The sequence below is a fragment of the Ruegeria sp. BC6 genome, assembly GCF_056539185.1.
On sequence record NZ_JBQFUM010000002.1, the window covers coordinates 141,571 to 164,351 of the forward strand.

Genomic DNA, 22,781 nt, shown 5'->3' on the forward strand with positions numbered 1-22,781 from the left:
CATGTACGTAGCCGTCAAAGGGGGCGAAAAGGCGATTGAAAACGCCCATGCCTGGCTGGCCGAGGAACGCCGGGGCGATCCCGGCGTGGCTGAATTCTCCTTGGCGCAGATCCGCGAACAGCTCAGCCTTGCGGTGAACCGCGTGATGGCCGAGGGCTCTCTGTACGATCCCGATCTGGCCGCACTTGCGATCAAGCAGGCACGCGGTGATCTGATCGAGGCGATCTTCCTGATCCGCGCCTACCGTACCACCTTGCCGCGTTTCGGTTACTCGACCCCGGTCGATACAGGCGGCATGGCCTGCGACCGCCGGATCTCGGCCACGTTCAAGGATGCACCGGGCGGGCAGGTTCTGGGCCCGACCTTCGACTACACGCACCGTCTGCTGGATTTCAAGCTGGCCGCCGATGGCGCGGTGCCCGCGGCCCCCACCGCCGCGCCCCGCCATGAGCCGACCCCACACATCACCGAATTCCTCAAGGACGAAGGCCTGATTCAGGATGAACCCGCCAGCGATGAGCCGCCGGGCGACCTGACGCGCGAACCGATGGAGTTTCCGGCCGACCGCCCCCTGCGCCTGCAAGCGCTGACGCGCGGGGACGAGGGGTTCGTGCTGGGCATGGCCTATTCGACCCAGCGCGGCTATGCCCGCAACCACGCTTTCGTGGGTGAGCTGCGCATCGGCACCGTCGCGGTCGAGATGGAAATCCCCGAACTGGGTTTCGCGATCGAGATCGGAGAGATCGCCCTGACTGAATGCGAAACGGTGAACCAGTTCAAGGGATCAAAAACCGAGCCTCCGCAGTTCACACGCGGCTATGGGCTGGTCTTCGGTCAGTCCGAGCGCAAAGCCATCGCGATGGCGCTGGTGGACCGCGCCTTGCGCTGGGAGGAATTGGGCGAAGACGATCTGGGAGCTCCGGCGCAGGATCAGGAATTCGTCCTCAGCCATGCCGACAACATTCAGGCGACCGGCTTTCTGGAGCATATAAAGCTGCCGCATTACGTCGATTTCCAGTCCGAACTGGAACTGGTGCGCAAATTGCGCCGCGAGGCCGAAGGACGCTTGGAACCGCGCGAGGCCGCCGAATGACTTCAGTGCCCTTCCTGCATCCTGTCCGCCGGCCGAGATGCCCTGCCAGCCGCAGCCCGGCGTGGCGCGTCCGCGCCGATCGCGGCCCATTCGCCATGTTGGTCGCGTCGCATGGCCCGGCGCCGTCGCCGGGAATGTATCCTGCGCCAGAGAAAGTAGAGCATGACGACCGCGAAGGTCGAGGTAACCAGATAACCGTCCACAACAACACCAAAAAACGAAAGTGATACATCAAATGAATGAGTATAACTTCGCATATTTGGACGAACAAACCAAGCGGATGATCCGTCGGGCCATTCTCAAGGGTTTAGCGGTGCCCGGCTATCAGGTGCCGTTTGCCAGCCGCGAGATGCCCATGCCCTATGGCTGGGGCACGGGCGGGGTTCAGGTCTCGGCCGCAACGCTGACCCCGGATGATGTGTTCAAGGTGATCGATCAGGGCGCCGATGACACGACCAATGCCGTGTCGATCCGAAAGTTCTTTGAAAAGACGGCGGGCGTGGCCACGACCGAAGAGACCGAGAAGGCCACCATCATTCAGACCCGCCACCGCATCCCCGAGGCCCGGCTGCGCGCCGATCAGATCCTAGTCTATCAGGTTCCGATCCCCGAACCGCTGCGGTTTCTGGAACCGCGCGAGACAGAGACACGCAAAATGCACAGCCTGCAGGAATACGGGTTGATGCATGTGAAACTCTACGAAGACATCAGCCAGCACGGCGCGATTTCCACGGCTTATGCCTATCCGGTCCGGGTGGCCGACCGCTATGTGATGGACCCGTCTCCGATCCCGAAATTCGACAATCCGAAACTGGAAATGGACGCGATCCAGCTGTTCGGGGCGGGGCGCGAGCAGCGGATCTATGCACTGCCGCCGCACACGCGGGTCGTCAGCCTCGATTTCGAGGACTACCCGTTCGAGGCCAGCAAGGCCGATCATGCCTGCGATCTGTGCGGGGCCGAAGACAGTTACCTGGACGAGGTGATCACGGACGATGCAGGCAACCGGATGTTCGTGTGTTCGGACACCGATTACTGTCGGTCCCGCCGCGAGGCCGGACACCAAGGCAGTTTGGCGCAGGAGGATGCGGCATGACCCCGCTCTTGCAGGTCAAAGGCATCGAGAAGCGCTATGGCGCGCGGATCGGCTGCCGGGATGTCAGTTTCGACCTCTACCCCGGCGAGGTGATGGGGATCGTCGGCGAAAGCGGGTCGGGCAAGTCGACCCTGCTGAACTGTCTGGCTGGGCATCTTAAGCCGGATGCCGGGCAGGTGATCTTTGATACCCGCGCCGACGGGCCGGTGGACACGGTCACGATGTCGGAACCTGCCCGCCGGATGCTGGGGCGCACCGACTGGGCCTTTGTGCATCAACATGCCCGCGAAGGGCTGCGCATGTCGGTCAGCGCCGGCGGCAATATAGGCGAGCGGCTGATGGCCGTGGGGAGCCGGCACTATGGCCAGATCCGCGGGCAGGCCCTGGATTGGCTGGGCCGGGTCGAGATAGCGGAAAGCCGCGTGGACGACCGCCCCAGCGCGTTTTCGGGCGGCATGCAGCAACGGTTGCAGATCGCGCGCAACCTGGTGACCGGTCCGCGGCTGGTCTTCATGGATGAACCGACCGGCGGGCTGGACGTCTCGGTACAGGCGCGGCTGCTGGATCTGCTGCGCGGTCTGGTGCGCGAGATGGGTCTGAGCGCCATCATCGTCACCCATGATCTGGCCGTGGTGCGGCTGCTGGCGGACCGGTTGATGGTGATGAAGGATGGCGATGTGGTCGAGGCGGGGCTGACCGATCAGGTGCTGGACGACCCGCAGCATGCCTATACGCAACTGCTTGTGTCCAGCGTCCTGCAGGTTTGAATGCTACAGAAAAGATGAAATCCGATGATTGAACTGATCGACGTGAGCAAGAGCTTTACCCTGCACAATCAGGGCGGCGCCGTGATCCCGGTGATGGCGGGCGCGTCGCTGCAGGTCGGGGCCGGAGAATGCATGGCCCTGACCGGGGCCAGCGGGGCCGGGAAGTCCACACTGATGCGGGTGATCTACGGCAATTACCTGGCGGCCTCGGGGCAGGTGCGGGTGGGTGGCCTGGACGTCGCCCGGGCCCAACCGCGCGAGATCCTGCAGCTGCGCCGCGAAACTCTGGGCTATGTCAGTCAGTTTCTGCGTGTTGTGCCGCGTGTGCCGACGCTGGAGGTCGTGGCCGAACCGCTTCTGGTTCAGGGGTGCGAGCGGCAGACCGCACTGGACAAGGCAGCGGGCCTCCTTCAGCGCCTGAATATTCCGGAACCGCTTTGGCGCCTCAGTCCCACGACATTTTCGGGCGGTGAACAGCAACGGGTGAATATCGCGCGTGGTTTTGCGCATGACTATCCGGCTCTGTTGCTGGATGAACCCACGGCCAGCCTTGACGCACGAAACCGCGAAACCGTGCTGTCCCTGATCCAAGAGGCAAAGGCCCGCGGCGCGGCGATCATTGGGATATTCCACGACCAAGAGGCCCGTGACCGGGTCTGCAGCCGCGTGGTCGATGTCACGCAGTTTGCGCCGGGGGCGGCGGCATGAAGATGGCCCCGGTCATTGCAGTTGTCGGGCCTTCGGGTGTTGGAAAAGACAGCGTGATCCAAGCACTGCTGGCGCGCGCGTCGAACTTCGAAAGGGTGCGTAGAGTCATCACCCGTCCCCATGGCGAAGGCGGTGAGGATTTTGACCGCGTGTCCGACCGGGCGTTTCAAACAATGGTCCAAAAGGGCAGCTTTGTTCTGTGCTGGGCCGCGCACGGGCTGCACTACGGCATACCCGTTGCGATCACGGACCAACGCCGAAGGGCCGATGCAGTTCTGGTCAACCTCTCAAGGGCTGTGTTGCCCGAGGCGCAGAAGGAATTTCGAGAGCTGATCGTGATATCCCTGACGGCCGAACCAAAGGTTCTGGCACAACGTCTGGCAGTGCGCGGCCGGGAAAGCGCGGCTGATCAAGCCCGGCGTTTGGGGCGCGCCACTGCAGCCCTGCCCGAAGGCCTGAACCACGTGATCGAGGTCGACAATTCCGGGTCACTGGATGCAACCGTTGAAACCATCTTGTCCGGCCTTCAACCCGAAAGGGCGTACCGTTGAAGCATATGGAACCGCCCGTCCTCAGCCTCGCCCACAAGGGCCAGGTCCCCTATGTCAAAAGGGGCTGGCAGCAATGGGACAAGCCGTTGGTTCAGCACGGTTTGCACGTTTGCCAGCATCGGCTTGCTCAGGCGACCGGACAGGGTGATGTGAAAGCGGAAAGCCTCCAGAACGTATGGGTAGCCCCAGTTCGTCAGATTGGCGTCCTGCTCCATGGTCAGCCCGGCCGCTCGGCGCCGGTTAATCTCGGTTTCCGAGGCCGGGGCACGAAAAGGGTCCAGGTCGCGGACGCAAGCCGCCGCAAGCGCGTTCAGGTCTCGTGTGTCGCCCACGGGCCGCAAAGCAAGAAACCGACCAAGGCGTGCAACTTCGAGCCCGTCCAGCGAAACGGGGGCGAATTTACCGGCCAAACGGGCGCAGGTGTCCTCCAAAGCGGACAGCGACTGATCTTCACGCAAGCGAAATGGCGGCTTCATCGTGGCATGAAGCCCGTATTTGCGCGGCACTTGTGTTACCGAGGCGACGTCCAACCCGTCAATGGCCGGATGGTCGACGGTCCGTCCCGCATCGATGTCCCACCCCAGCCACGCGGTTGCAAACCTGCTCCAGTCGGATTGGGCTGGGGGAACGAAATAGATCGCGTATCGCGCAAAATTCACAATGGCCTCCTGTTGCGTGGCCTCTCCTTACCTCAAACCACGTGAAAATCCGATGACAGATGAACTGACCCTTGCCAATGCGTTGCTTGTTCTGCCGGATGAGACCGTCCGGGGGTGTGTCCGTATCTTTGGCCAGACGATCGCTGACATAGACACCGGCGCGGCTGTTCCGAAAGGCGCGATTGACTGTGGTGGGGACTATGTGTCGCCCGGCCTGGTCGAGTTGCACACCGACAACCTGGAACGCCACATCCAGCCGCGGCCCAAGGTGGACTGGCCCCATGCCGCAGCCATTCTGGCGCATGACGCGGAACTGGCCAGCACCGGGATCACGACGGTCTTTGACGCCATGCGGGTGGGGTCGATTCCCTCCGGTGCCGGACGGTATCTGAAATACGCGCGCGGACTGTCGCGCGAGCTGTGGGAGTTGCGAGAGCAGGACGCACTCAAGATCAGCCACTTTCTGCATCTGCGCGCCGAAGTCTGTTCTGAGACGCTGGTCGAGGAACTGCAGGAATTCGGTCCAGAAGACCGGGTGGGCATCGTTTCGTTGATGGATCACACGCCCGGCCAGCGCCAGTTTAGGGACCTGTCCAAGTTCGAAGCCTATCTCAAGGGCAAGTACGCTATGGATGACGACATGTTCGCACGGCACGTCGACCAGTTGCGGAGGCTGAGGGACCGCAATGGAGACCGCCACGAGCAAGAGGCCGTGGACGCCGCGCGCCGCTTCGGAGCGGTTCTGGCCAGCCACGACGACACGACCGAGGCGCAAGTGGCGATATCCGCCCGTCATGGCATTCGGCTGGCCGAATTCCCAACGACGGTCGAGGCCGCACGGGCCTGTCACGCTCATGACATTCAGGTCATGATGGGCGCGCCAAACCTGATCCGGGGCGGGTCACATTCTGGGAATGTGGCAGCACGGGAACTGGCCGACTTGGGGTGTTTGGACATTCTGTCGTCGGACTATGTGCCGTCAGCCTTGCTGTTGTCAGCCGTTACTCTTGGGCGCATCTGGGATGACATGGCGCGTGGCATCGCCACTGTCACACGGGCTCCGGCGCGGGCGGCGGGCCTTGCGGATCGCGGCGCTCTGAAACCGGGGCTGCGGGCAGACCTGGTCCGTTTTCGAATGCGGGGCGACGTCCCGGCCCTGACTGCCGTCTGGTCGCGCGGGCAGCGCGTGGCCTGATCAGGCGAGGTAAAACAGATAGCGGTCAGGCGCGATGGAGTCCGGGCCGTTGATCTGCTCGAACCCTTCCAGCGGTTGGCCGGAAATCAGCAATCCGCCTGGAACCATGACCGAGCCAATCAGCTTGCTGAGTCTCGCCGCTTCGGCCACGTCTTCATGTTTGATCCCGCGACCGAAATCATAATGCGCCAATGCGATCCGCGGGCCGTTTTCGGCCAGCTTCTTCAGCATCGGTTCGGCCTCGCCCTGCAGAAAATCTTCGGCCGGCGGGGTGCTGTCCGGGTGACATTGCAGAACCCGGTCCATCACCCAGATGCGCCTATCGGGCAGGATCTCGCGCAGGTGGTCATAGGTGCGGCCGTTGCCCAATCCCATGTCCAGCACATCGCCTTTCAGCCCTTTGATCCGCGCCGCAGCCCAGTTCAGCCCGTCGCGCTGGGCGGTCAGGCGTCGCAGCATGGAATCCAGTCGGCTCATCTAGGTCTCCTCGGGTATTCAGTGTGGTCCCGCGGACCAGACGCGTGTGGGGCCCGCCATGAGACAATCCAGAAGCGCCTCGGTAAAGTCCCAGATCTGTTGATCATGGACAAGATGATGGGTCAACACGCCAAAAGGTTCGGTTGGGTCGGCACGTCCCTCTCGGCGATCCTGCAGCATCGAGACGGTTTTGGCGATCAACGCATTCGGATCGGCCAACCCTCGCTTACCACGCCAGTCGATCGGATCCAGATGGGTATTGACCTGAGTCAGGCCCGGCGCTGCTTCTACGTGCGTTCTGGGCGTGGCCGTGGACAGGAACTGATAGCCGATCTCCGCAAGCTCTGCCGTCACTTCGGGCGCGATGCGGTTCCAAGGGGGGACGAACATCGGGCACAGACGATCACCGAAGGACTCCTGCAGACGCAGGAAGCCATTGCGTGCATCAGACACAATCGAGGCGGGCGGACGATGCAGGCGGAACTCGGACTTCTTTTCGCCTTCAGGCGCGTGGTTCTGGTGCGCCCAGCCGTGAACCACCGGAACCAAGCTGGTCTGGTTGGCAATTTGGTCGACCAGATCCTGACTGGCATCGCGTGGAATGATGGCCAAATGAACCGGCAGCCCGGTTCGGGATGACAGGCCCACCAAACGGTCCAATTGCGGGCTGGGCGCGATCGCGTCATCGTCCCGCCACCACAGTGGAAGCGTAAGCCCAGCCTCTCGCCACACCTGCAATTCGGATCGCAGCGGTGCCCAATCGGTTGTCATTGCCGAGCCTCCCAGAGCGAGGTGGCAATCTCTACCGACTTGCGAGCTCCGTCAAACCCGCCATCCAACGGTTTGCGCGGGCCTTGATGCAGAACGCGGTCGACTGCTTGGGCCAATGTCCCTCCGGTCAGCTTCGCGCTGGTCAGCACGTCGACGGCAGGCAGGCGCGCCAGGCTCCTTGCCCTCAGGGTCTGTTCCACTTCCTTGCCATCGTCAAATGGGATCAGAACGGCCGGGGTCGCGCATTGCAGCAAGTCCATGGCGGTGTTGTACCCGCACATGCTAACCGAGGCTGCGGCCAGCGGTAGCATCTGTCTGAAATCCGGACGTACGGGTTCCAGAAGGACATTTTCGCCATTTGTCATGTGCCTCAGTTCGGCAATTCGGTCTTCGGCATCCTGTCCGCCGACCAGCAGGCGCCAGCGCCTGTTGGGCATCTTTTGGGCGGCCTCGATGGCCGCGCGAAAGATCGGTTGTCCGACCGATCCGCCGCCAGCGCTGACCAGGACTTCGTTCGCTCCTTCCCCCTGTTCATGAGGGCCCGGCGCAGGCGGGGCAACAAAGCCCGTGTAGAACAGGCGTTCGGCCAAATTGTCTGTAACCGGCCAGCTGGCATCCAGCGGCGTGATTTCGGGGTCGGAATGAACCAGTACACCGTCATAGAAACGCACAATGATTTCTTCGGTCCGCGCAGCTTTGGCGGGTTTCGACGGTGGCGCGAGGATGTCCCGGACCGAACTCAGAACAACGGGACTGGACGGCAGTGACCGCACAGTGGACAGCAGGGCCAGAAACTCGTCGGCCAGGCTTCGGCGCCCGAAGGGATAGAGTTCCGTTATCAGGACATCGGGGTTTACCCGTCGAACAGCCTCGGTCAGGGCAATAGCGCGGGAGTTCAGATAGGCCGCGTCTGCAATATCTCCGTCGGCCGTCAGCAACCGCGTGAAATCGGTACCATCCGAACGCAGGGGTGGCAGCGCCAGCAGGGAAACTCCATCCGTGTTCAGTTGAGGTGCAGGCATCCCGCCGGATGCGACGGTCACGTCGTGTCCGGCATCCGCAAAAGCCCGACCCAAGGTCAGGGCGCGGCTGAGATGTCCGGTCCCCAGCAGATGGGTGACGACGATCATGGTCCTCATGACCTGGCCTCGCGCGGGATAAGCCGGACGGGCTCTGCCTCCGGTCGCATTTGCTCCAAATCGACCACGTAAAGGCGATTGCGTTTGATGCGGAACGGCGCGGGGCCCTGGAACTCCCACCCCCAGGCATGGGCCAAGATGACCCGCATGATTCCGATATGGCAGACAGCTACGTTGTCACCGGTCAGGCTGGACAGCCATGGCACAAGGCGGCGGCGAATGTCGGCCGGGCTTTCGCCGTTGGGGGGACGAAATTCCCAGCTCCAATCCTCGATATGCCGGTAACCAGTGTTGGCATCTGCAATCAGGTCTTCCCCGCGTTGGCCTTCCCAGTCGCCCCAATTCATCTCGACCAAAGCGGCCGAGGTTGCGGGTTCGCGCCCGGCGACCAGCCGCGCAGTTTCGCTGGCGCGGGTCAGGGTGCTGGACCATAGTTCGGCCCGGTCCCAAGGAGTTGGCAAGCGATATCGGGCCAGTTCGGCCTTTGCCTGATCATCGAGGCTGATGTCGCTGCGCCCCTGAATGCGCCCTGCGCGGTTCCAGGCGGTATGACCGTGGCGCAGAAGGGCCAGACGTGTCATGACATCTCCCCTACCAGCGAAGAAACACCCGACCAGAACGTCCGTGTTGCGGTTGGCATCAAATGACGGCCGGCCACGTATTCGCGCGCTTTTTGACCTTCGCTCCGACGCAGTTCGGGATCGGACAGCAGCCGGTCAATTCGATCGGCCAGCGCGGCGGCGCCGTAATCAGGGGCAGGATGATTGGCAGGCGTCAGTACGTCGCGCACTCCTGGGCGATCCTGGGCGACAACGGGGACGCCCGCGGACTGCGCCTCGAGATAGGTCATCCCGTAGGCTTCGTTGACGCCCGGCCAGACCAACAGAGCAGCATCGGAGTAGATCGTTTCAAGGTCATCGCGGCTCAGCAGGCCCAGAAACCGGACACGTGTGCCGAAGGGGGACATCAAAGCCTCGACTTCCGGGCGGGCTGGCCCGTCGCCGGCGATGTTCAGCGTCCAATCCCCATTCAGCAATGCCAGCGTATCGGCCAGAATGCGGAAGGACTCCAACTTGTCCCCGTAACGCATCATTCCCACCGTCAGCATCGGCCCCGCGCATCGAGAGTACCGAGGCAGGTCCGATCGGGGCAGGAAGGGTGGGAGTTCAATCAATGACTGATCACCGAACCGCTCGCGTTCCAGTGTGATCAAGTCATTCGCTGTGTGATAGAAAATCACCTGCGCGGCGTCGCAGGCATCGTGCGCAGCTTGGGCAAAGCCGGCCCAGGGCCCGGAAAGGCGCGACATGGCGCGGGTGCTCTCAAGCTGAACATAGGGAATTCCGCGCGCCCGGCAGACCGCGGGCCCCAAAAGGTCCGGAGCTTTGTAGTAGTTGTGATAGGTCACCCAGAGGCCTGTATCCGCAGGCAGTTCTGCGCTCAGTCGGGTGGTCTCGGCCGCGGCTTCGCGGTAGAGACGGTTCTGAAGGTCCGGGTCTCCGGTCTTGTCATAGATGCGCAGCCGCGAGACCAGGTCAACACGATGCCCATCGGCCCCAATTGCAGCCATCAGGTTGCGAGCCATTTCGCGGTCGCCGGACGGAACCGGGCTGTCTGGGGCTTTCATCGGCGCATAGAAGGCGACCCGAACCATCAGGCACCCTCCGCGCACAAGGCTTTCAGGCGGCGGGACAGACGCGCAATGCCGGGGTCCATGCGAAAATTGGCAAGCAAGCGGTCATAAGCCGCATCGGCCATGATCGCCGCTTTCTGCGGGTCGGCGGCCAGGGTGGAAATGGCGGCTGCAAGCGCCTTGGGTTCGTCATCGGACAAGATGCCGTGCACGTTGGTCTGGATGAATTCGGGAATGGCCGAGACCGGAGTGGACAGGATCGGCAGTTTTTGCGACGCGGCTTCCATCAGGACATTGGGCAGTCCGTCCCGGTCCCCGTCCGCGGCGATGCGGCTGGGCAGCACGAACAGATCCGCCTCGCGCATGGCCGCAATGACTTCGGGTTGATCGCAGGCGCCTTTCCAGGCGATGCGATCCTGTAGGCGCAGGTTTTCCGCCAGGCCGCGCAGGTTGTCCGACAAGGTGCCGCCGCCAATGTGGGTCCAGTGCCAGTCGATCTCTGGGGGGAGTATGGCCAAGGCGTGGATCAAGCGATCAAAGCCTTTCTTTTCTACCAGTCGTCCGACGGACACCATATGGAACCGGTCATCGACGGATCGCAGTTTTCGTACGGGCGGCTCAGGAAATCGCGTCAGGTCCAGCCCGTGATAGATCAGATCGACACGGGCGGGGTCATCGGCCAGATCGCGCAAGTGCCGCGCGCCGATCTCGGTACAGGTTGCGCCGAACGCCGCTCCGAAGGTGTCAGCATGAAGTTTTTCACGCTTTTCCCACTCGGGCGACGTCCAGATATCCTTGGCGTGAGCCGAAAAACTCCACGGCAGGCCGCGCATGATTGCAGCATAGCGGGCAACCGAGGACGGGGTATGCAGGAAGTGGGCATACAGCGCGCGCGTGCCGCCGGGCATTTCCGCGGCCAGAACGCAAGCCTGCCCAAAGCGGCGGATCCGGTTGTGCGTGGGATCGCGGCGCAGATCCTGTCGCCACACCCGGTAGGCCTGTGCGTAACCCGGAAGCGCCTGTGCGGTTCGTCTCGCCGCCCATACGCGTTGGGGTTCCTGGTACAGGTATTCGGGAAGATAGTGCACCCGCCCCTGAAGCCGGTCGTGCAGGGGGTGGCGTTTGGTGTCGGTTGGGTGGCGCAATGACCAGATGTCGAAGGCGTGGCCGGCATCCTGCAAAGCAACCAGTTCCTGAGCGATGAACGTCTCGGACAGGCGCGGCCAACCTTTGACCAACACCGCCAGTCTCGGCTCTGCTTTGGTCATCCGGTCGCTCGTTCCTGTTCCACGCTCAGCAGGGCCTCGACCCGATCAGAGACATAGTCCAAGCCATCCAGCAAACCGGCCCGGATCGCCTGCGAGGGAAGGGGCTGCTGCGGCAGGTTGCGAATGGCCGTGATCATCGCATCGGCCGTCAACCCATCGCGGGTCTCGTCCAGCATCCGCACAAGACCCAGTTCCTCGGCGCGCGAGGCGCGGATCCACTGTTCCAGCCGCGGGGTGGTTCGCGGGACGATCACCGCGCGCTTGTCAAAGGAGAGCACCTCGCAGAACGTGTTGTATCCGCCCATGCAGACCACACCCGCCGCGCCGGCGAACAGGGTTTCGATCTGGGATTCGAACCCGACCGCCGTCACACGACCGTTCAGGGCCGCCACGCGGGTCTCGAACTCTTCGCGCAACTCACCGGACAGGAAAGGGCCATAGACAAGCAGGGCTCGGGGGGACAGATCAGGGTCTTTTTCATATGCGGACAGGACAAGGTTGACCATTGCCTTCCCGTCGCCACCGCCTCCGGGCGTGATAAGGATATAGGGCTGCTCGGGAGGTTCGCCGACAGGGCCGAGATCGCGGCGCAGATAGCCGGTCCAGTGAATCCGCGCCTGCGCCGACGGGCTGAGCGGCAATCCTTCTGTCGGGTCATAAACAGATCGCAGGCCGTAGACCCAGATTTCGTGATAGTATTTCTCGGTCGCGGCGACAGCATCCTTTCGGGCCCATTCCGCCGCCAGAACCTCGGGTTCGTCCAGAACGTCGCGAAGGCCCAGCACCAGTTTGGCGCGCCCGGATTGATGCAGCTGTTCCAGGGTGGGCAGCAGTTCGCCCCGGAATCCGGTCGGCTCCTTGTCGACGACGACGACGTCCGGGTCGAATTGGCGCATGGTGGTCTGGATCAGTCCCGAACGCAGCTCAGTGACCTCGTCAATCCCCATTCCGATTGTGCGCGCGGCATACGAACCATCGGCCCGCTTGGTCACGCCCGGCAGGCGCACATGGTCCACGCGCCGCGGAAAAGTGAAGCGCCCGGCAACGGGCGAGCCAGTCAGGATCAGGGCCGAGGCCCGCGGGTTCGCCCGCGTCATTGCCGCAGCCAGCGCTCGGGAGCGTCTGAGATGACCCAGTCCGAACGTATCGTGACTGTAGAACATTATGCGCGGAGCGCGACCGGTCTGTTTGTCGTCGATGCCTAGGCTCATGCCCTCGCTCGTATCTTTGTTACGGTGCAGTTTCCGCGCGTTTCGCACCAGTTATCTTATATTTTTTGACGCCGCCTGCCAAAGGGTCTGTGTCAAAGCCGCAAATGCGTCAATCATTGCGATTTGGCAACAGCCATTGCGCAAGTCACCAATAACGCGAAGCCTGCAACATTCCCCGAAGTTGGCAAAGCCCGGATTTGCCGGATGCTGCCTGCTCTTATAGGAATTCCATAGGGTTGGAAACATCCTGCCTTTGGGCTTGCGCCAAAAACACGGTCCTACACGATGTCGGGAAGCAGCGAGTGGATCGTTTGATCAAGGCCGGTGCGTTCTATAGGCTGTCGTGCAGCAAGAGATCAGGATGCAAGACCTTATGAAACCGAACTTTCTTGTCCGTGTACTGTTCCTGACGTGGACAATCGCTCTGGCCTTCGCGACCGGTGCGGCGGCGCAGACCTCGCTGATCCCGGGGTATCCCGGGGCGTCCGGTGAAACAGAGGCCCCGCAGGACAACGATGTTGCGGCCGCGATCCGCGCCGCGACCGAGGCGGGCGCCAGCGTGATCGTCATCGACAGCGCCGGGCAGGTCGTATCCTCGGTTGGGCAGGCTGGTGGCCAGCCCGAGGACGTCGCTCATGATCCGATGGCGGAAAGTTCGCAGTTGATGAAGGCGCAGGAGCGCTTTGCCAAGTTCAGCGAAGCCGTGCGATCCCGCCTTGAGGCGTTGCCCTATTCGATCTTCGAGGTGCGCTACATCCTCGAGCAAACCAGTCCTGATGGCCGGATTTTCACCTATGTCGAGGTGCTGGGATGGAACATACTGTTCCTGATGGTTGGCCGATGGCTGTCGATCGAGCTGTACGGCAAGCGCTTTGCCCGACGGTGGGTCGTCGCCCGGATCAAGGAAAACCCGCAAGGGTATCGGGAAAAGATGCCGTTCCTTGTGTTCCGGTTCTTGATGGGTATCGGGGCCACGGTGTTCGCAATGCTGATGGCTCTGATCGTTGGGTACCTGTTCTTCGGCGAGGCCGAAGATATTTCGATCCAGTTCACCGTCACGGCGATTTTCACGGCGTTTTTCCTTTCACGTACGGTTTCCGACCTGTGGCGGATGGTGCTGTCGCCGTATCTCAGCCAGTACAGGCTGCCGCCATTCTCGGACCGTGACGCCAAGCGGCTGTACATCTGGGCATCGGCGCTGGCGACCTATGACATTACCGCTGTTCTGTTTTCCACTTGGGTGGCGGATTTCGGGCTCAACTACAACGTCTACGCGATGGTCTATGGCGGGCTGACCCTGATCGGGATGGTCGGGAACATCCTGATGATCCTGTTCAATGCCCGGGCCATTTCGAACGCCATCCGAGGCGGCCGCCAGCCAGACCAGGTGTCCTGGTTGCTGCGGTTCGTATCATTTGGCTGGGCCCCGGCCCTGATCGTCTATCTGGTCTTCAGCTGGTTCAAGCTGGCGGTGGATCTGGTGCTCGAAACCGAGGACTCGCTGCCGATCGTCGCAAGCAGCTACATGATCTTCATGTCGGTCGTCATCGCCTATGGCGCCATGAACTATCTGCTCGAGCGGTACTTCGATCGCAACCGGCAGATCGAGGCTCTGAATGCCGAACTCGATACCGATGAAGATACCATGCGGACCTCGGAGACGCCCGAGGCGGAGAAGCGCAAGCACACATTGGTGACCTACGAAGATCTTGCGCGGCGTGTCGCAGGCATCCTGGCCTTTGTCGTTGGCATCTACGCACTGGTCGTCATCTGGAATCCCGAAGCCAGCTGGAGCGAGGATTTGCCCATTGGCAGGGCGCTGGATGTTATGGTGATCCTGTTCATCGGCTACATCCTGTTCCACTTCTTCCGGATCTGGATCGACACCAAAATCGCTGAAGAAACCGATGATGGAGCCGCCGAAGCCGAGTTGGGTGACGAGGGCGGAGAGGGCGGTCAAAGCCGCCTTGCCACGCTGCTGCCTCTGTTCCGGGGCGCCATACTGGCCGTGGTGGTCGTGACCATCGTGCTGATCGTTCTGATGGAACTTGGCATAAATGTCAGCCCGCTGTTTGCAGGCGCCGGCGTTGTCGGTCTGGCCGTGGGCTTTGGCTCGCAAACCCTGGTGCGGGACATTTTCTCGGGCGCGTTTTTCCTGCTGGATGACGCGTTCCGCAAGGGCGAATACATCGACATCGGAGATGTCAAAGGCACGGTCGAAAAAATCTCGGTCCGGTCTTTCCAGCTGCGCCACCATCTGGGGGCCCTGAACACGATTCCGTTTGGTGAAATCAAGGTTCTGACCAACTACTCGCGCGACTGGGTGATTATGAAACTGCCTCTGCGCGTGACCTATGACACGGACGTCGAGAAGGTCCGCAAGCTGATCAAGAAGCTGGGGCAGGAGTTGCTGGAGGATCCGGTGATCGGGGACAACTTCATCCAGCCGCTCAAGTCGCAGGGCGTCATCGAGATGCAGGATTCCGCGATGATCATCCGGGTGAAGTTCATGACCAAGCCGGGCGACCAGTGGCTGGTGCGCAAGAAGGTGTACCAAGAAATCCGCGAGTTGTTCGCGCGCGAAGGCATCAAGTTTGCCCACCGCGAAGTCACGGTTCGACTGGCCGATGGCAAGGACCCCGAAGACCTGTCTCCGACACAACGCGAGGCGGTCACCGGCGCAGTGCAAGCCGCGATTGACGAGGAGTATCTGGACGATATCGGCCCCGGTGGCGACGACCGCTAGGGCGTTCCCGCCCCTTTGACCTGCGGCGACGGTGCGCCGCCGTTCCAAGCGTTGGGCAGGGCCGCGCGTTCCGCGCGGCGGTTGGGCCTTAATTCAGGTCGTTTGCCACGTGGGATCGGACGTGCCGAGCCGGGATGCCGGGATCGGCCAGTGCATCCGTGCCTCACCGACGCTCAGCGCGGGTTTCAGCCGTTTGCCGGGGCCCCAGCCGGACTCTTCTGATCGGGATGCGTAGTCCCCGGGTGCGGCAGCGGTGAACGGGTCGCCTGTCTCGGATTTCGCGAGACTGGCCAGCAACTCGGCGGTGCGCGCTAGCGACAGGCGCCCATCCATGATCGAATGCCCCAAAGCCGCTTCTGTCAGGGCCGAGAGGACAGCGGCGGCCATCAAATAGCCGGTGGCATGGTCAAGTGCCTGAACTGGCAGCGGGGTGGGTTTGTCCGCTCCGGCCCAAACGCGGCCGGCGTCAGCGATTCCCGCGCTCATCTGGACGAGGCTGTCAAATCCGCGACGGGTGGCCCAGGGCCCCTGCCAACCATAGGCATCCAGCGTGACCTCGACCCGGTTTGGAGCGACCGTATCGCGCACCTCTTTTGTCAGGCCCAGAGCATCCAGCGCACCGGGTCGGTAGCCATGGACAAAGACATCCGCTTGCGCAAGCAGCTCTTGCAGCTTTTCTAGGCCAGCGGGTGTCTTGAGGTCCAGATACGCGCAGCGCTTGCCGAGCGAGATATCGGGGATCACGCCCGGCTCATCCCAACCCGGTGCGTCGATGCGCAGCACTTCGGCTCCGAACCCGGCCAGCGTGCGGGTGGAAACCGGGCCGGCCAGCACGCGCGTCATGTCGAGAACCCGAAGCCCGGCCAAAGGCCGATCCGCGCGCGCCTGTGGCCTGTCGCGCAGGGTGATCCGGCGTGGGCCGTGCCAGCCGATCAACGGATCCCGCGTCACGGCGCGGCCTTGCGGGTGGTCAAGCCACTCGGCCCGGCTGCGCATGGCGGCGGCAACACCACCCTGCGCCACGATATCCGTTTCAAGGTTCGAGACCGACCAGCTCTTGATGGCTTGCGTCACCGCCGTACGATCACCCTCGGCCGCCAAAACCCTGAGGGCCGCTTCCCTATGGTGGGGGAGGTTGGTGTGCAACCTGATCCAGCCATCGGCCCCCCGATAGTCGCCCGCGATCGGATCCCAGAGGCTTGGCATATCCCAGCCTTCGGGCTTGAACGAGTATCCGAACCACAGCGACGCGAGGCGGTGATCGACCATTGCTTTGGGTGGGAGCGAGACAAGGTTGGTGGCCTGCATGAACCGTCCAAGCTCGTGGCCCACGGCTGCAAAGCTGGCTGTTGCCAGCTCGGACACGGCAAATGCGCTGGGAAGCGCACCGGAGCCGGCGACCTGATAGGCCTCGGACGGTGGAAGCGAAGCCAACAGGCTCATTGCTGATATGGGTCCAGACTGTCGCGCAGCCCGTCACCCAGGAAATTGAAGGCCAGCACCACCACGATGATCGGCAGCATCGGGATGGCCGTCCACGGATAGATCTCGATCGAAGCGAGGTTTTGCGCGTCGTTCAGCATCACGCCCCAGCTGACCGCCGGTGCCCGTAGGCCCAAGCCAAGGAAGCTGAGCGCCGTTTCCCCCAGAATCATGGCGGGGATCGACAGCGTGGCCGAGGCAATCAGGTGAGACATGAAGTTCGGCAACAGGTGCTTGCGGATTACCCGGCCGGAACTGGCGCCCATCATCTCGGCGGCGCGCACATATTCTTCTTCGCGCAGCGACAGGAATTTGGCGCGCACGGATCGGGCCAGCCCGGGCCAGTCGAGGATGCCGAGGATGATCGAGATGATGAAGAACACCGCAACCGGCGACCAGTTCGACGGCACCGCCGCCGATAGTGCCAGCCACAGGGGGAGTTCGGGCAAAGACCGCAGGATTTCGATCACGCGGTTGATGACCCAGTCGATCCGTCCGCCGAAGTAGCCGGCCATAGACCCGAACAGGATGCCAAGGAAGAATGAGACCGAAATGCCGATCAGGCCCACGGTCAGCGAAAGCTGTGCGCCGTATAGGATGCGGCTGAAGATATCGCGGCCCAGCCGGTCCGAGCCCCAGAGGAACAGTGTCGTGCCTTCTGGTGCGCAGAACAGATGCGTGTTTGACCGGATGAGCCCGGCCAGCTTGTACTCGGATGCCTCGCAAAAGAACCGCACGGGTCGCGGATCCTCGGTGTCAGGGACGAATTTCCATTGGAACGTCTCGAGGTCGGCCTCGGCCACGATCGGGTAAACGAACGGCCCGATGAACTCGCCCTGGTGGAACCAGTTCACCGATTGGGGCGGTGCGTAGAGATGTTCGCCATTTCGTTCGTTCGGGCCATAAGGCGCGATGAACCCTGCAAACGGGAGCATCAGGTAGCAAAGCAGCAGGAAAATGCCCGATATCAGACCCAGCCGGTGTGTCTTGAATTTGCGCCAGACCAGAACCCAATTCGGGGCGTCCAGATCCCTGCGCTCCAATTGCTGCAAAGATGCTTCGGGATCGAACGGGGCGTCGTCGACAAAGCGGCCGTCGGGAAGTTTGCTCATGCTTCGCGCCCCTCGTACCGGATACGCGGGTCAAGCATGACCAGCAGAATGTCGGAGATCATGGTGCCGATCAGCGTCAGCAGCGCCACGAACATCAGAATGAAGGCCGACAGGAACTGGTCCTGTGTCTTAAGCGCCGTCAGCAGCGTGGGGCCGATGGTCTGCAAACCCAGCACCACCGAAACCAAAACCGATCCCGACACCATCGAGGGCAGCAGGTTGCCGATGTCGGCCACGAAGGGGTTGAAGGCGACGCGCAGCGGGTATTTGGTCAGCATCCGCGACGGTGACATGCCCTTGGCAATAGCGGTTTCAACATAAGGCTTGCCCAATTCGTCCAGCATGTTGGCGCGCAGGCGCTGCATCATGGCCGAGGCGCCCGAGGTGCCGATCACGAATGTGGGCACGATCAGATGAACCAAGATGGACTTCATCTTGTCCCAGCTCATGGGTTGCCCCTCGTACACCGGGTCCATCAACCCGCCGATGGGCAAATCGAGGTAACGGTGACCGTAGTAGAACAGGATGAGCGCCAGCAGAAAGTTGGGCGTCGCCAATCCCAGATACCCCACGAAGGCGGTCGAATAGTCCACCCAGGTCCGCGATTTGGCCGCCGCCATTACGCCCAGAGGCAAGGCCACGGCATAGACGAACAGGATCGCGGCAAGGTTCACGACCACGGTCAGCCACAGCGTGTCCCCGACGATGTCGGCCACCGGACGATCGAATTCAAAGGACCAGCCGTAGTTGCCCTGCAGCAACCCCTCAAACCCATGAGGGCCGGGAAAGAAGCCGACCCAGATCAGGTATTGTTCCCACATCGGGCGGTCCAGAGCGTATTCCTTTCGCAGGAATTCCGCCTTGGCCACACCGGCCGACTGCCCCGAAGCTTGCAGTTCGGCAATCTGGTTGCTGAGGTAATCTCCCGGCGGCAGGTTGATGATCACGAAGATCAGCATCGATACCACCAACAGGGTCAGCAGCATCGTGAAAAAGCGATACACCGCGTAGCGGAGCATGATCATCTATCCGCTCCTGTCAGTCGGCGAGAAAGAATTCGTCTGGGCGGTGCACTCCGAAATGCGCGCCGGGTTCCCACGCCCACATGGCCTGTTCGGGCACATTGCGCAGACGGTTTGAAACCACGATCGGCTGGGGCGCCCCGTTCAGAATTCCGATGCCATAGATCTGGTCGGCGTGTATCTTCAACATCTCCTCCCAGACCGCCCGGCGTTCATCCTCGGTTTTTGCAAGTTCCCAGATGTGGTTCAACTCCAGCAAGCGCTGGGCTTCGGGCAGGTCGGGCGGCTCGCCGGCTTCGCCGCCGGTTTGATAGTGCTGCCCCCATTTTGGCCAGGCCAGAAACACCTGGTCGGTCGGGGCCAGGTAAACCGGTGACGTATGCAGCTGCGGGATGCCATCATCCCAGCCATACCAGACCGAAGCCATCGTATTGCCGGCGAATACGCGGTTGCGCAGGATGTCGCGGTCAAGCGGACGCATGACCAGTTTCACCCCGATTTCCCGCCAGGTATCAGTCACGATCTGCAGCGCGTTCTCGACCTCTTGGCGTTCCCCGGCCGTCTCGATCACCAGCTCCATGGGGCGGCCGTCCGGCAACACGCGTATGCCGTTCTTGTCGCGCTGCGTCAGCCCGACCTCGTCCAGCAGGGCGTTGGCCTGTGCGACGTCGTATTGCGCCCAGGCCTGCGCATTCTCTTCACTGTAGAAGGGCGAGGCAGGCAGAACGGACATGGCGGCCGGATGCGCCAATTTGAAGTACAGCGCTTGGTTGATGGTCTGCCGGTCGATGGCCAGCGAAAGAGCGCGACGGACACGGACATCGCGCAGCACATTGCGCCAGACCTTGTCTTCGAAATTCAGGTTGGGGTAGATCGCGATCTGTGACGCGACACCGGTTTTCCAGAGTAGCGTCTTATAATTTCCGTTGGCTTCGCCCTTTTTCAGGATCGACGCATCCCGAAAATCAAGCCCACGGCCCTGCAGGTCGGTCTCACCGGCATTGGCCTTGGCCGCCACCAGGCCGGGAGCCACGATCTCCATCTCGACTACGTCGATGTATGGCAGTTGCAAACCCTTCGAATCGATGCGGTGGTAATATGGGTTGCGGACGAAATTGTGCCGGATCTTCTTGCCCGAGCTGGCGTTCAGCCAAGGCTGCAGAGTGGGCAGTTCGTGATTGTCGTACTTGTAGAGGTTGTCCAACTTGTTGTGCAGGGCAGCCCAGCTTTTGACACGTGCGTCACTGACCTCGAAGTCCAGCTTTTCCTTGTCGGCATATTTCTCATGATAACGCTTCAGGAACGCAGCAGGGCGGTAGATGAATGGCGGTCGCGCCTGCGCCAGTGAGGCCAGAAAGTTCGGGTTCGGGTCGTCCCATTCATAGATCACCGTCGTTTCGTCCGGGAACGTGACAGTGGGGAGCTTGCCCTCAACCCGCAGGAAATCTGGGGGGCCGGACGGGCTGAGAAGCTCGTTGTTGGCCACGTCTTCCCACCAGTATCGGAAGTCTTCCGAGGTGAACGGTGTGCCGTCCGACCATTTGTGTCCCTTGCGCAGGTGCAGGGTGTACTTGCGGTTTTCTTCGTTGTCGTAAGACGCCAGCAGATCGGGGACCAGATTGTACTGGGCATCGAAGCCCACCAGTCGGGCGTAGCCATAGACCACCATCTGCCGGATATCCTTGGACCGGGTGACCATCGTGCGCAGGGTTCCGCCTTGTTTGCCGAATTCGCGCCCCTTCGAAGACAGGTCGACGATCAGCGGTTCCTGCGGGATGCGATCTTGCACCGGGGGCAGGTTTCCGATGTCCACCTCGGCTTTCCAGAACGTGCTTTCCTGCAGGTCGGGAAGGGTGTCGGCCCAGGCGGGCAGCGCCGCGCCCAGCGTCAGCGCGGCGACCAGAAACTTGAATCGAGTGGTCTTAAACATGGCAACGTACCTTATGGCCGGGCTCCATTTCCACGAGTGAAGGTATCATGGTGTCAGAGAATCTAAAGGCGTCATCCCAACTGTCCGGAGACCCGGCGCCAAGGGCGACCAGCTTCAGATCGATGGGACGATTGATATCGGGTTCGGGTTGTGCGGCAATCAGTGCCTTGGTGTAGGGGTGGCGCGGGTTGTAAAACAACGTCTCGGGTGGAGCCTGTTCGACGACCAGCCCCTGGCGCATGACCGCGACCTCGTCCGCGATACGGGCGACCACGGCCAGATCGTGAGAAATGAAAAGATAGGACAGGTTCAGACTGTCCTGCAGTCTTTCCAGAAGGGTCAGGATCTGTTCCTGGACCGAAACGTCCAAAGCCGATGTCGGCTCGTCGCAGACGATCAGGGACGGATCCAGCATCATCGCACGGGCGATTGACAGGCGTTGGCGTTGCCCGCCGGAAAAAGCGTGGGGGTAGCGCTTGAGCATCCCGGCGTTCAATCCCACGCGTTCGAGCATCTCAGCGGCCTTGTCGCGGCGCTCGGCCGTCGTACCGATATTGTGGATCTCCAGCGGTTCGGTCATCGCATCCTGAATGCGCATGCGCGGGCTCAGAGAACTGTAGGGATCCTGAAACACCATCTGAGCCTTGCGCTGAAACGCCGTGCGCTCCTCGCGGGTCATCTGGTGGACGCGTATCGGGTCCTCGCCCGGCGCGGCGCGAAAAAGCACTTCGCCGCCCGGGTCTGGCAACTCGGCCCCCAGCGCGATCCGGGCCGCGGTGGTCTTGCCCGATCCGCTTTCGCCGACTACGGCCAACGTCTTGCCGCGGGCCAGTTTCAGGTCGACGCCCCGGCAGGCATAAATCAGCTTGCCCGCTTTCCAACCGCGCGACGACCGCATCGTGTAGGTCTTGCACACATCCTTCATATCGAGGATCAGATCCTCGTCCGGCATCGGAATTCCCACGGCTTCCTTGTCCGGGATCTCGGGGGCCGCATCAAACAGCTGGCGGGTATAGGGATGGGCCGGAGCATTCAGGATCAGCTCGGCCGAACCCGCCTCCATCACCCGGCCTTTGTGCATAACGACGACGTGTTCGGCCATATTGGCGACCACGCCCAGGTCATGCGTCACCAAAACCAGCGCCATACCAGTTTCTTTCTGCAGATCCTTGATCAGGCCCAGCACCTGAGCCTGGGTCGTCACATCCAGTGCAGTTGTCGGTTCGTCGGCAATCAGCAGTTCCGGTTTGGACACCATCGCCATCGCGATCATCGCGCGTTGACGCATCCCGCCCGAAAGTTCGAAGGGATACGAGTCATAGGCACGCGCCGGATCGGGAAAGCCCACGCGTTCGAACTGCGACAGCACTTCCTTGCGAGCCTCAGACTCGGAGGCGCCCCGATGGAGCCACAGAACCTCGCTGACCTGGTTGCCGATCTTGTGCAACGGAGAAAGCGACCGCATAGGCTCTTGAAAGATCATCGAAATTCGATTGCCGCGGATGCCACGCATCTCACGTTCGGAAATTTCGGACAGCGCGACGCTGCCCTTGGAAGTGTTCAGCTGCATTACGCCACTGCGGATCTGGGCTGTCCTGGGCAGAATGCGCAGCACCGCCCGGCAAGAGATCGTCTTGCCCGACCCGGATTCCCCGACCAATGCCAGCGTTTGCCCGGCCTCGACATCGAAATTCACATCTCTGACGACGGGCTCCCCGGCGCCGAAACCGATGCTCAGGTCTCGGACAGACAACAAGGCCGTCATGCGGGCTTTCCACCCGTGTGGCCACCACGTGACATTGGTTTTGAACTCCCTGGTTTTTTTGTCGCAGTTTCGCGCGCTTGGGGGCGACTAGTCAAATACCTTCTTGGGCTGAAATGTCGCGGAAACGTGACGAACAGTGCATTGTGCCTACACAAA

At 61.9% G+C, this 22,781-nt stretch carries 20 protein-coding genes; 7 read left to right on the top strand and 13 right to left on the bottom strand.

The features are described from left to right. The first annotated feature begins 1 nt into the window (after position 1). From ACR0MM_RS08145 to phnN, 5 genes are all read left to right on the top strand, one after another. The gene (locus tag ACR0MM_RS08145) at positions 2 to 1,093 is read left to right on the top strand and encodes a carbon-phosphorus lyase complex subunit (protein ID WP_480695517.1); all 1,092 of its coding nucleotides are present in this window, start codon (positions 2 to 4) and stop codon (positions 1,091 to 1,093) included. A 235-nt stretch (positions 1,094 to 1,328) separates the two neighbouring features. Beyond that, positions 1,329 to 2,189, top strand: a complete 861-nt coding sequence (locus ACR0MM_RS08150) for an alpha-D-ribose 1-methylphosphonate 5-phosphate C-P-lyase PhnJ (protein ID WP_480695519.1) — start codon at positions 1,329 to 1,331, stop codon at positions 2,187 to 2,189. After that, a complete protein-coding gene (gene phnK / locus ACR0MM_RS08155) occupies positions 2,186 to 2,956 on the top strand; it encodes a phosphonate C-P lyase system protein PhnK (protein WP_480695521.1) in 771 nt (256 codons plus the stop codon). The genes ACR0MM_RS08150 and phnK overlap by 4 nt, the downstream gene beginning before the upstream one ends. Positions 2,957 to 2,980: 24 nt before the next feature. Continuing rightward, a complete protein-coding gene (gene phnL / locus ACR0MM_RS08160; RefSeq protein ID WP_170364989.1) occupies positions 2,981 to 3,664 on the top strand; it encodes a phosphonate C-P lyase system protein PhnL in 684 nt (227 codons plus the stop codon). Next, positions 3,661 to 4,215 (top strand): phosphonate metabolism protein/1,5-bisphosphokinase (PRPP-forming) PhnN, encoded by a 555-nt coding sequence (gene phnN / locus ACR0MM_RS08165; protein ID WP_170339804.1) that lies wholly within the window; start codon positions 3,661 to 3,663, stop codon positions 4,213 to 4,215. The genes phnL and phnN overlap by 4 nt, the downstream gene beginning before the upstream one ends. On the opposite strand, the gene ACR0MM_RS08170 is transcribed toward phnN, so the two are convergent. Continuing rightward, positions 4,191 to 4,874, bottom strand: a complete 684-nt coding sequence (locus tag ACR0MM_RS08170) for a DUF1045 domain-containing protein (protein WP_480695523.1) — start codon at positions 4,872 to 4,874, stop codon at positions 4,191 to 4,193. The genes phnN and ACR0MM_RS08170 overlap by 25 nt on opposite strands. Positions 4,875 to 4,926: 52 nt before the next feature. Here ACR0MM_RS08170 and ACR0MM_RS08175 point away from each other — a divergent pair, with 52 nt between their 5' ends. Then, entirely contained in the window at positions 4,927 to 6,069 is a 1,143-nt protein-coding gene (locus ACR0MM_RS08175; RefSeq protein WP_480695525.1) for an alpha-D-ribose 1-methylphosphonate 5-triphosphate diphosphatase, read from the top strand. Here the strand turns inward: ACR0MM_RS08175 and ACR0MM_RS08180 are convergent, their stop codons facing one another. The 7 genes from ACR0MM_RS08180 to ACR0MM_RS08210 are packed head-to-tail and all read right to left on the bottom strand — an operon-like array spanning position 6,070 to position 12,568. After that, complete coding sequence (locus ACR0MM_RS08180) at positions 6,070 to 6,546, bottom strand: class I SAM-dependent methyltransferase (protein ID WP_480695527.1); 477 nt, start codon at positions 6,544 to 6,546, stop codon at positions 6,070 to 6,072. It abuts the gene before it with no gap. An 18-nt stretch (positions 6,547 to 6,564) separates the two neighbouring features. Further along, positions 6,565 to 7,317 (bottom strand): polysaccharide deacetylase family protein, encoded by a 753-nt coding sequence (locus ACR0MM_RS08185; protein WP_480695529.1) that lies wholly within the window; start codon positions 7,315 to 7,317, stop codon positions 6,565 to 6,567. Next, on the bottom strand, positions 7,314 to 8,456 hold the full coding sequence (locus ACR0MM_RS08190; RefSeq protein WP_480695531.1) for a glycosyltransferase family protein: 1,143 nt from the start codon (positions 8,454 to 8,456) through the stop codon (positions 7,314 to 7,316). The genes ACR0MM_RS08185 and ACR0MM_RS08190 overlap by 4 nt, the downstream gene beginning before the upstream one ends. Further along, on the bottom strand, positions 8,453 to 9,037 hold the full coding sequence (locus ACR0MM_RS08195; protein ID WP_480695533.1) for a histidine phosphatase family protein: 585 nt from the start codon (positions 9,035 to 9,037) through the stop codon (positions 8,453 to 8,455). Before ACR0MM_RS08195 ends, ACR0MM_RS08190 begins: the two co-directional genes overlap by 4 nt. After that, entirely contained in the window at positions 9,034 to 10,110 is a 1,077-nt protein-coding gene (locus ACR0MM_RS08200) for a glycosyltransferase family 4 protein (protein ID WP_480695535.1), read from the bottom strand. The genes ACR0MM_RS08195 and ACR0MM_RS08200 overlap by 4 nt, the downstream gene beginning before the upstream one ends. After that, positions 10,110 to 11,357, bottom strand: a complete 1,248-nt coding sequence (locus tag ACR0MM_RS08205) for a glycosyltransferase family 4 protein (RefSeq protein WP_480695537.1) — start codon at positions 11,355 to 11,357, stop codon at positions 10,110 to 10,112. Before ACR0MM_RS08205 ends, ACR0MM_RS08200 begins: the two co-directional genes overlap by 1 nt. Continuing rightward, complete coding sequence (locus tag ACR0MM_RS08210; RefSeq protein WP_170441494.1) at positions 11,354 to 12,568, bottom strand: glycosyltransferase family protein; 1,215 nt, start codon at positions 12,566 to 12,568, stop codon at positions 11,354 to 11,356. Before ACR0MM_RS08210 ends, ACR0MM_RS08205 begins: the two co-directional genes overlap by 4 nt. Before the next feature lie 373 nt (positions 12,569 to 12,941). Between ACR0MM_RS08210 and ACR0MM_RS08215 the strand changes: the two genes are divergently transcribed. Beyond that, the gene (locus ACR0MM_RS08215; protein WP_480696008.1) at positions 12,942 to 15,314 is read left to right on the top strand and encodes a mechanosensitive ion channel domain-containing protein; all 2,373 of its coding nucleotides are present in this window, start codon (positions 12,942 to 12,944) and stop codon (positions 15,312 to 15,314) included. A gap of 93 nt (positions 15,315 to 15,407) precedes the next feature. Here ACR0MM_RS08215 and ACR0MM_RS08220 read toward each other — a convergent pair whose 3' ends face one another. Genes ACR0MM_RS08220 through ACR0MM_RS08240 form a run of 5 tightly spaced genes read right to left on the bottom strand, consistent with a single transcriptional unit; the run spans position 15,408 to position 22,625 of the window. Further along, the gene (locus ACR0MM_RS08220) at positions 15,408 to 16,757 is read right to left on the bottom strand and encodes a CoA transferase (protein ID WP_480695539.1); all 1,350 of its coding nucleotides are present in this window, start codon (positions 16,755 to 16,757) and stop codon (positions 15,408 to 15,410) included. Beyond that, the gene (locus ACR0MM_RS08225) at positions 16,754 to 17,908 is read right to left on the bottom strand and encodes an ABC transporter permease (RefSeq protein ID WP_170365297.1); all 1,155 of its coding nucleotides are present in this window, start codon (positions 17,906 to 17,908) and stop codon (positions 16,754 to 16,756) included. Before ACR0MM_RS08225 ends, ACR0MM_RS08220 begins: the two co-directional genes overlap by 4 nt. Next, positions 17,905 to 18,933, bottom strand: coding sequence for an ABC transporter permease (locus ACR0MM_RS08230; protein WP_093964561.1), 1,029 nt, complete (start codon positions 18,931 to 18,933; stop codon positions 17,905 to 17,907). Before ACR0MM_RS08230 ends, ACR0MM_RS08225 begins: the two co-directional genes overlap by 4 nt. Positions 18,934 to 18,946: 13 nt before the next feature. Then, a complete protein-coding gene (locus tag ACR0MM_RS08235) occupies positions 18,947 to 20,860 on the bottom strand; it encodes an ABC transporter substrate-binding protein (RefSeq protein ID WP_480695541.1) in 1,914 nt (637 codons plus the stop codon). Then, positions 20,853 to 22,625, bottom strand: coding sequence for an ABC transporter ATP-binding protein (locus ACR0MM_RS08240; RefSeq protein WP_480695543.1), 1,773 nt, complete (start codon positions 22,623 to 22,625; stop codon positions 20,853 to 20,855). The genes ACR0MM_RS08235 and ACR0MM_RS08240 overlap by 8 nt, the downstream gene beginning before the upstream one ends. Positions 22,626 to 22,781 lie beyond the last annotated feature (156 nt).

Bases quoted from the DNA above. Each gene is read 5' to 3' on its own strand.
- ACR0MM_RS08145 (WP_480695517.1), top strand. From the start codon at position 2: ATGTACGTAGCCGTCAAAGGGGGCGAAAAGGCGATTGAAAACGCCCAT.
- ACR0MM_RS08150 (WP_480695519.1), top strand. From the start codon at position 1,329: ATGAATGAGTATAACTTCGCATATTTGGACGAACAAACCAAGCGGATG.
- phnK (WP_480695521.1), top strand. From the start codon at position 2,186: ATGACCCCGCTCTTGCAGGTCAAAGGCATCGAGAAGCGCTATGGCGCG.
- phnL (WP_170364989.1), top strand. From the start codon at position 2,981: ATGATTGAACTGATCGACGTGAGCAAGAGCTTTACCCTGCACAATCAG.
- phnN (WP_170339804.1), top strand. From the start codon at position 3,661: ATGAAGATGGCCCCGGTCATTGCAGTTGTCGGGCCTTCGGGTGTTGGA.
- ACR0MM_RS08175 (WP_480695525.1), top strand. From the start codon at position 4,927: ATGACAGATGAACTGACCCTTGCCAATGCGTTGCTTGTTCTGCCGGAT.
- ACR0MM_RS08180 (WP_480695527.1), bottom strand. From the start codon at position 6,546: ATGAGCCGACTGGATTCCATGCTGCGACGCCTGACCGCCCAGCGCGAC.
- ACR0MM_RS08185 (WP_480695529.1), bottom strand. From the start codon at position 7,317: ATGACAACCGATTGGGCACCGCTGCGATCCGAATTGCAGGTGTGGCGA.
- ACR0MM_RS08190 (WP_480695531.1), bottom strand. From the start codon at position 8,456: ATGAGGACCATGATCGTCGTCACCCATCTGCTGGGGACCGGACATCTC.
- ACR0MM_RS08195 (WP_480695533.1), bottom strand. From the start codon at position 9,037: ATGACACGTCTGGCCCTTCTGCGCCACGGTCATACCGCCTGGAACCGC.
- ACR0MM_RS08200 (WP_480695535.1), bottom strand. From the start codon at position 10,110: ATGGTTCGGGTCGCCTTCTATGCGCCGATGAAAGCCCCAGACAGCCCG.
- ACR0MM_RS08205 (WP_480695537.1), bottom strand. From the start codon at position 11,357: ATGACCAAAGCAGAGCCGAGACTGGCGGTGTTGGTCAAAGGTTGGCCG.
- ACR0MM_RS08210 (WP_170441494.1), bottom strand. From the start codon at position 12,568: ATGAGCCTAGGCATCGACGACAAACAGACCGGTCGCGCTCCGCGCATA.
- ACR0MM_RS08215 (WP_480696008.1), top strand. From the start codon at position 12,942: ATGAAACCGAACTTTCTTGTCCGTGTACTGTTCCTGACGTGGACAATC.
- ACR0MM_RS08220 (WP_480695539.1), bottom strand. From the start codon at position 16,757: ATGAGCCTGTTGGCTTCGCTTCCACCGTCCGAGGCCTATCAGGTCGCC.
- ACR0MM_RS08225 (WP_170365297.1), bottom strand. From the start codon at position 17,908: ATGAGCAAACTTCCCGACGGCCGCTTTGTCGACGACGCCCCGTTCGAT.
- ACR0MM_RS08230 (WP_093964561.1), bottom strand. From the start codon at position 18,933: ATGATCATGCTCCGCTACGCGGTGTATCGCTTTTTCACGATGCTGCTG.
- ACR0MM_RS08235 (WP_480695541.1), bottom strand. From the start codon at position 20,860: ATGTTTAAGACCACTCGATTCAAGTTTCTGGTCGCCGCGCTGACGCTG.
- ACR0MM_RS08240 (WP_480695543.1), bottom strand. From the start codon at position 22,625: ATGACGGCCTTGTTGTCTGTCCGAGACCTGAGCATCGGTTTCGGCGCC.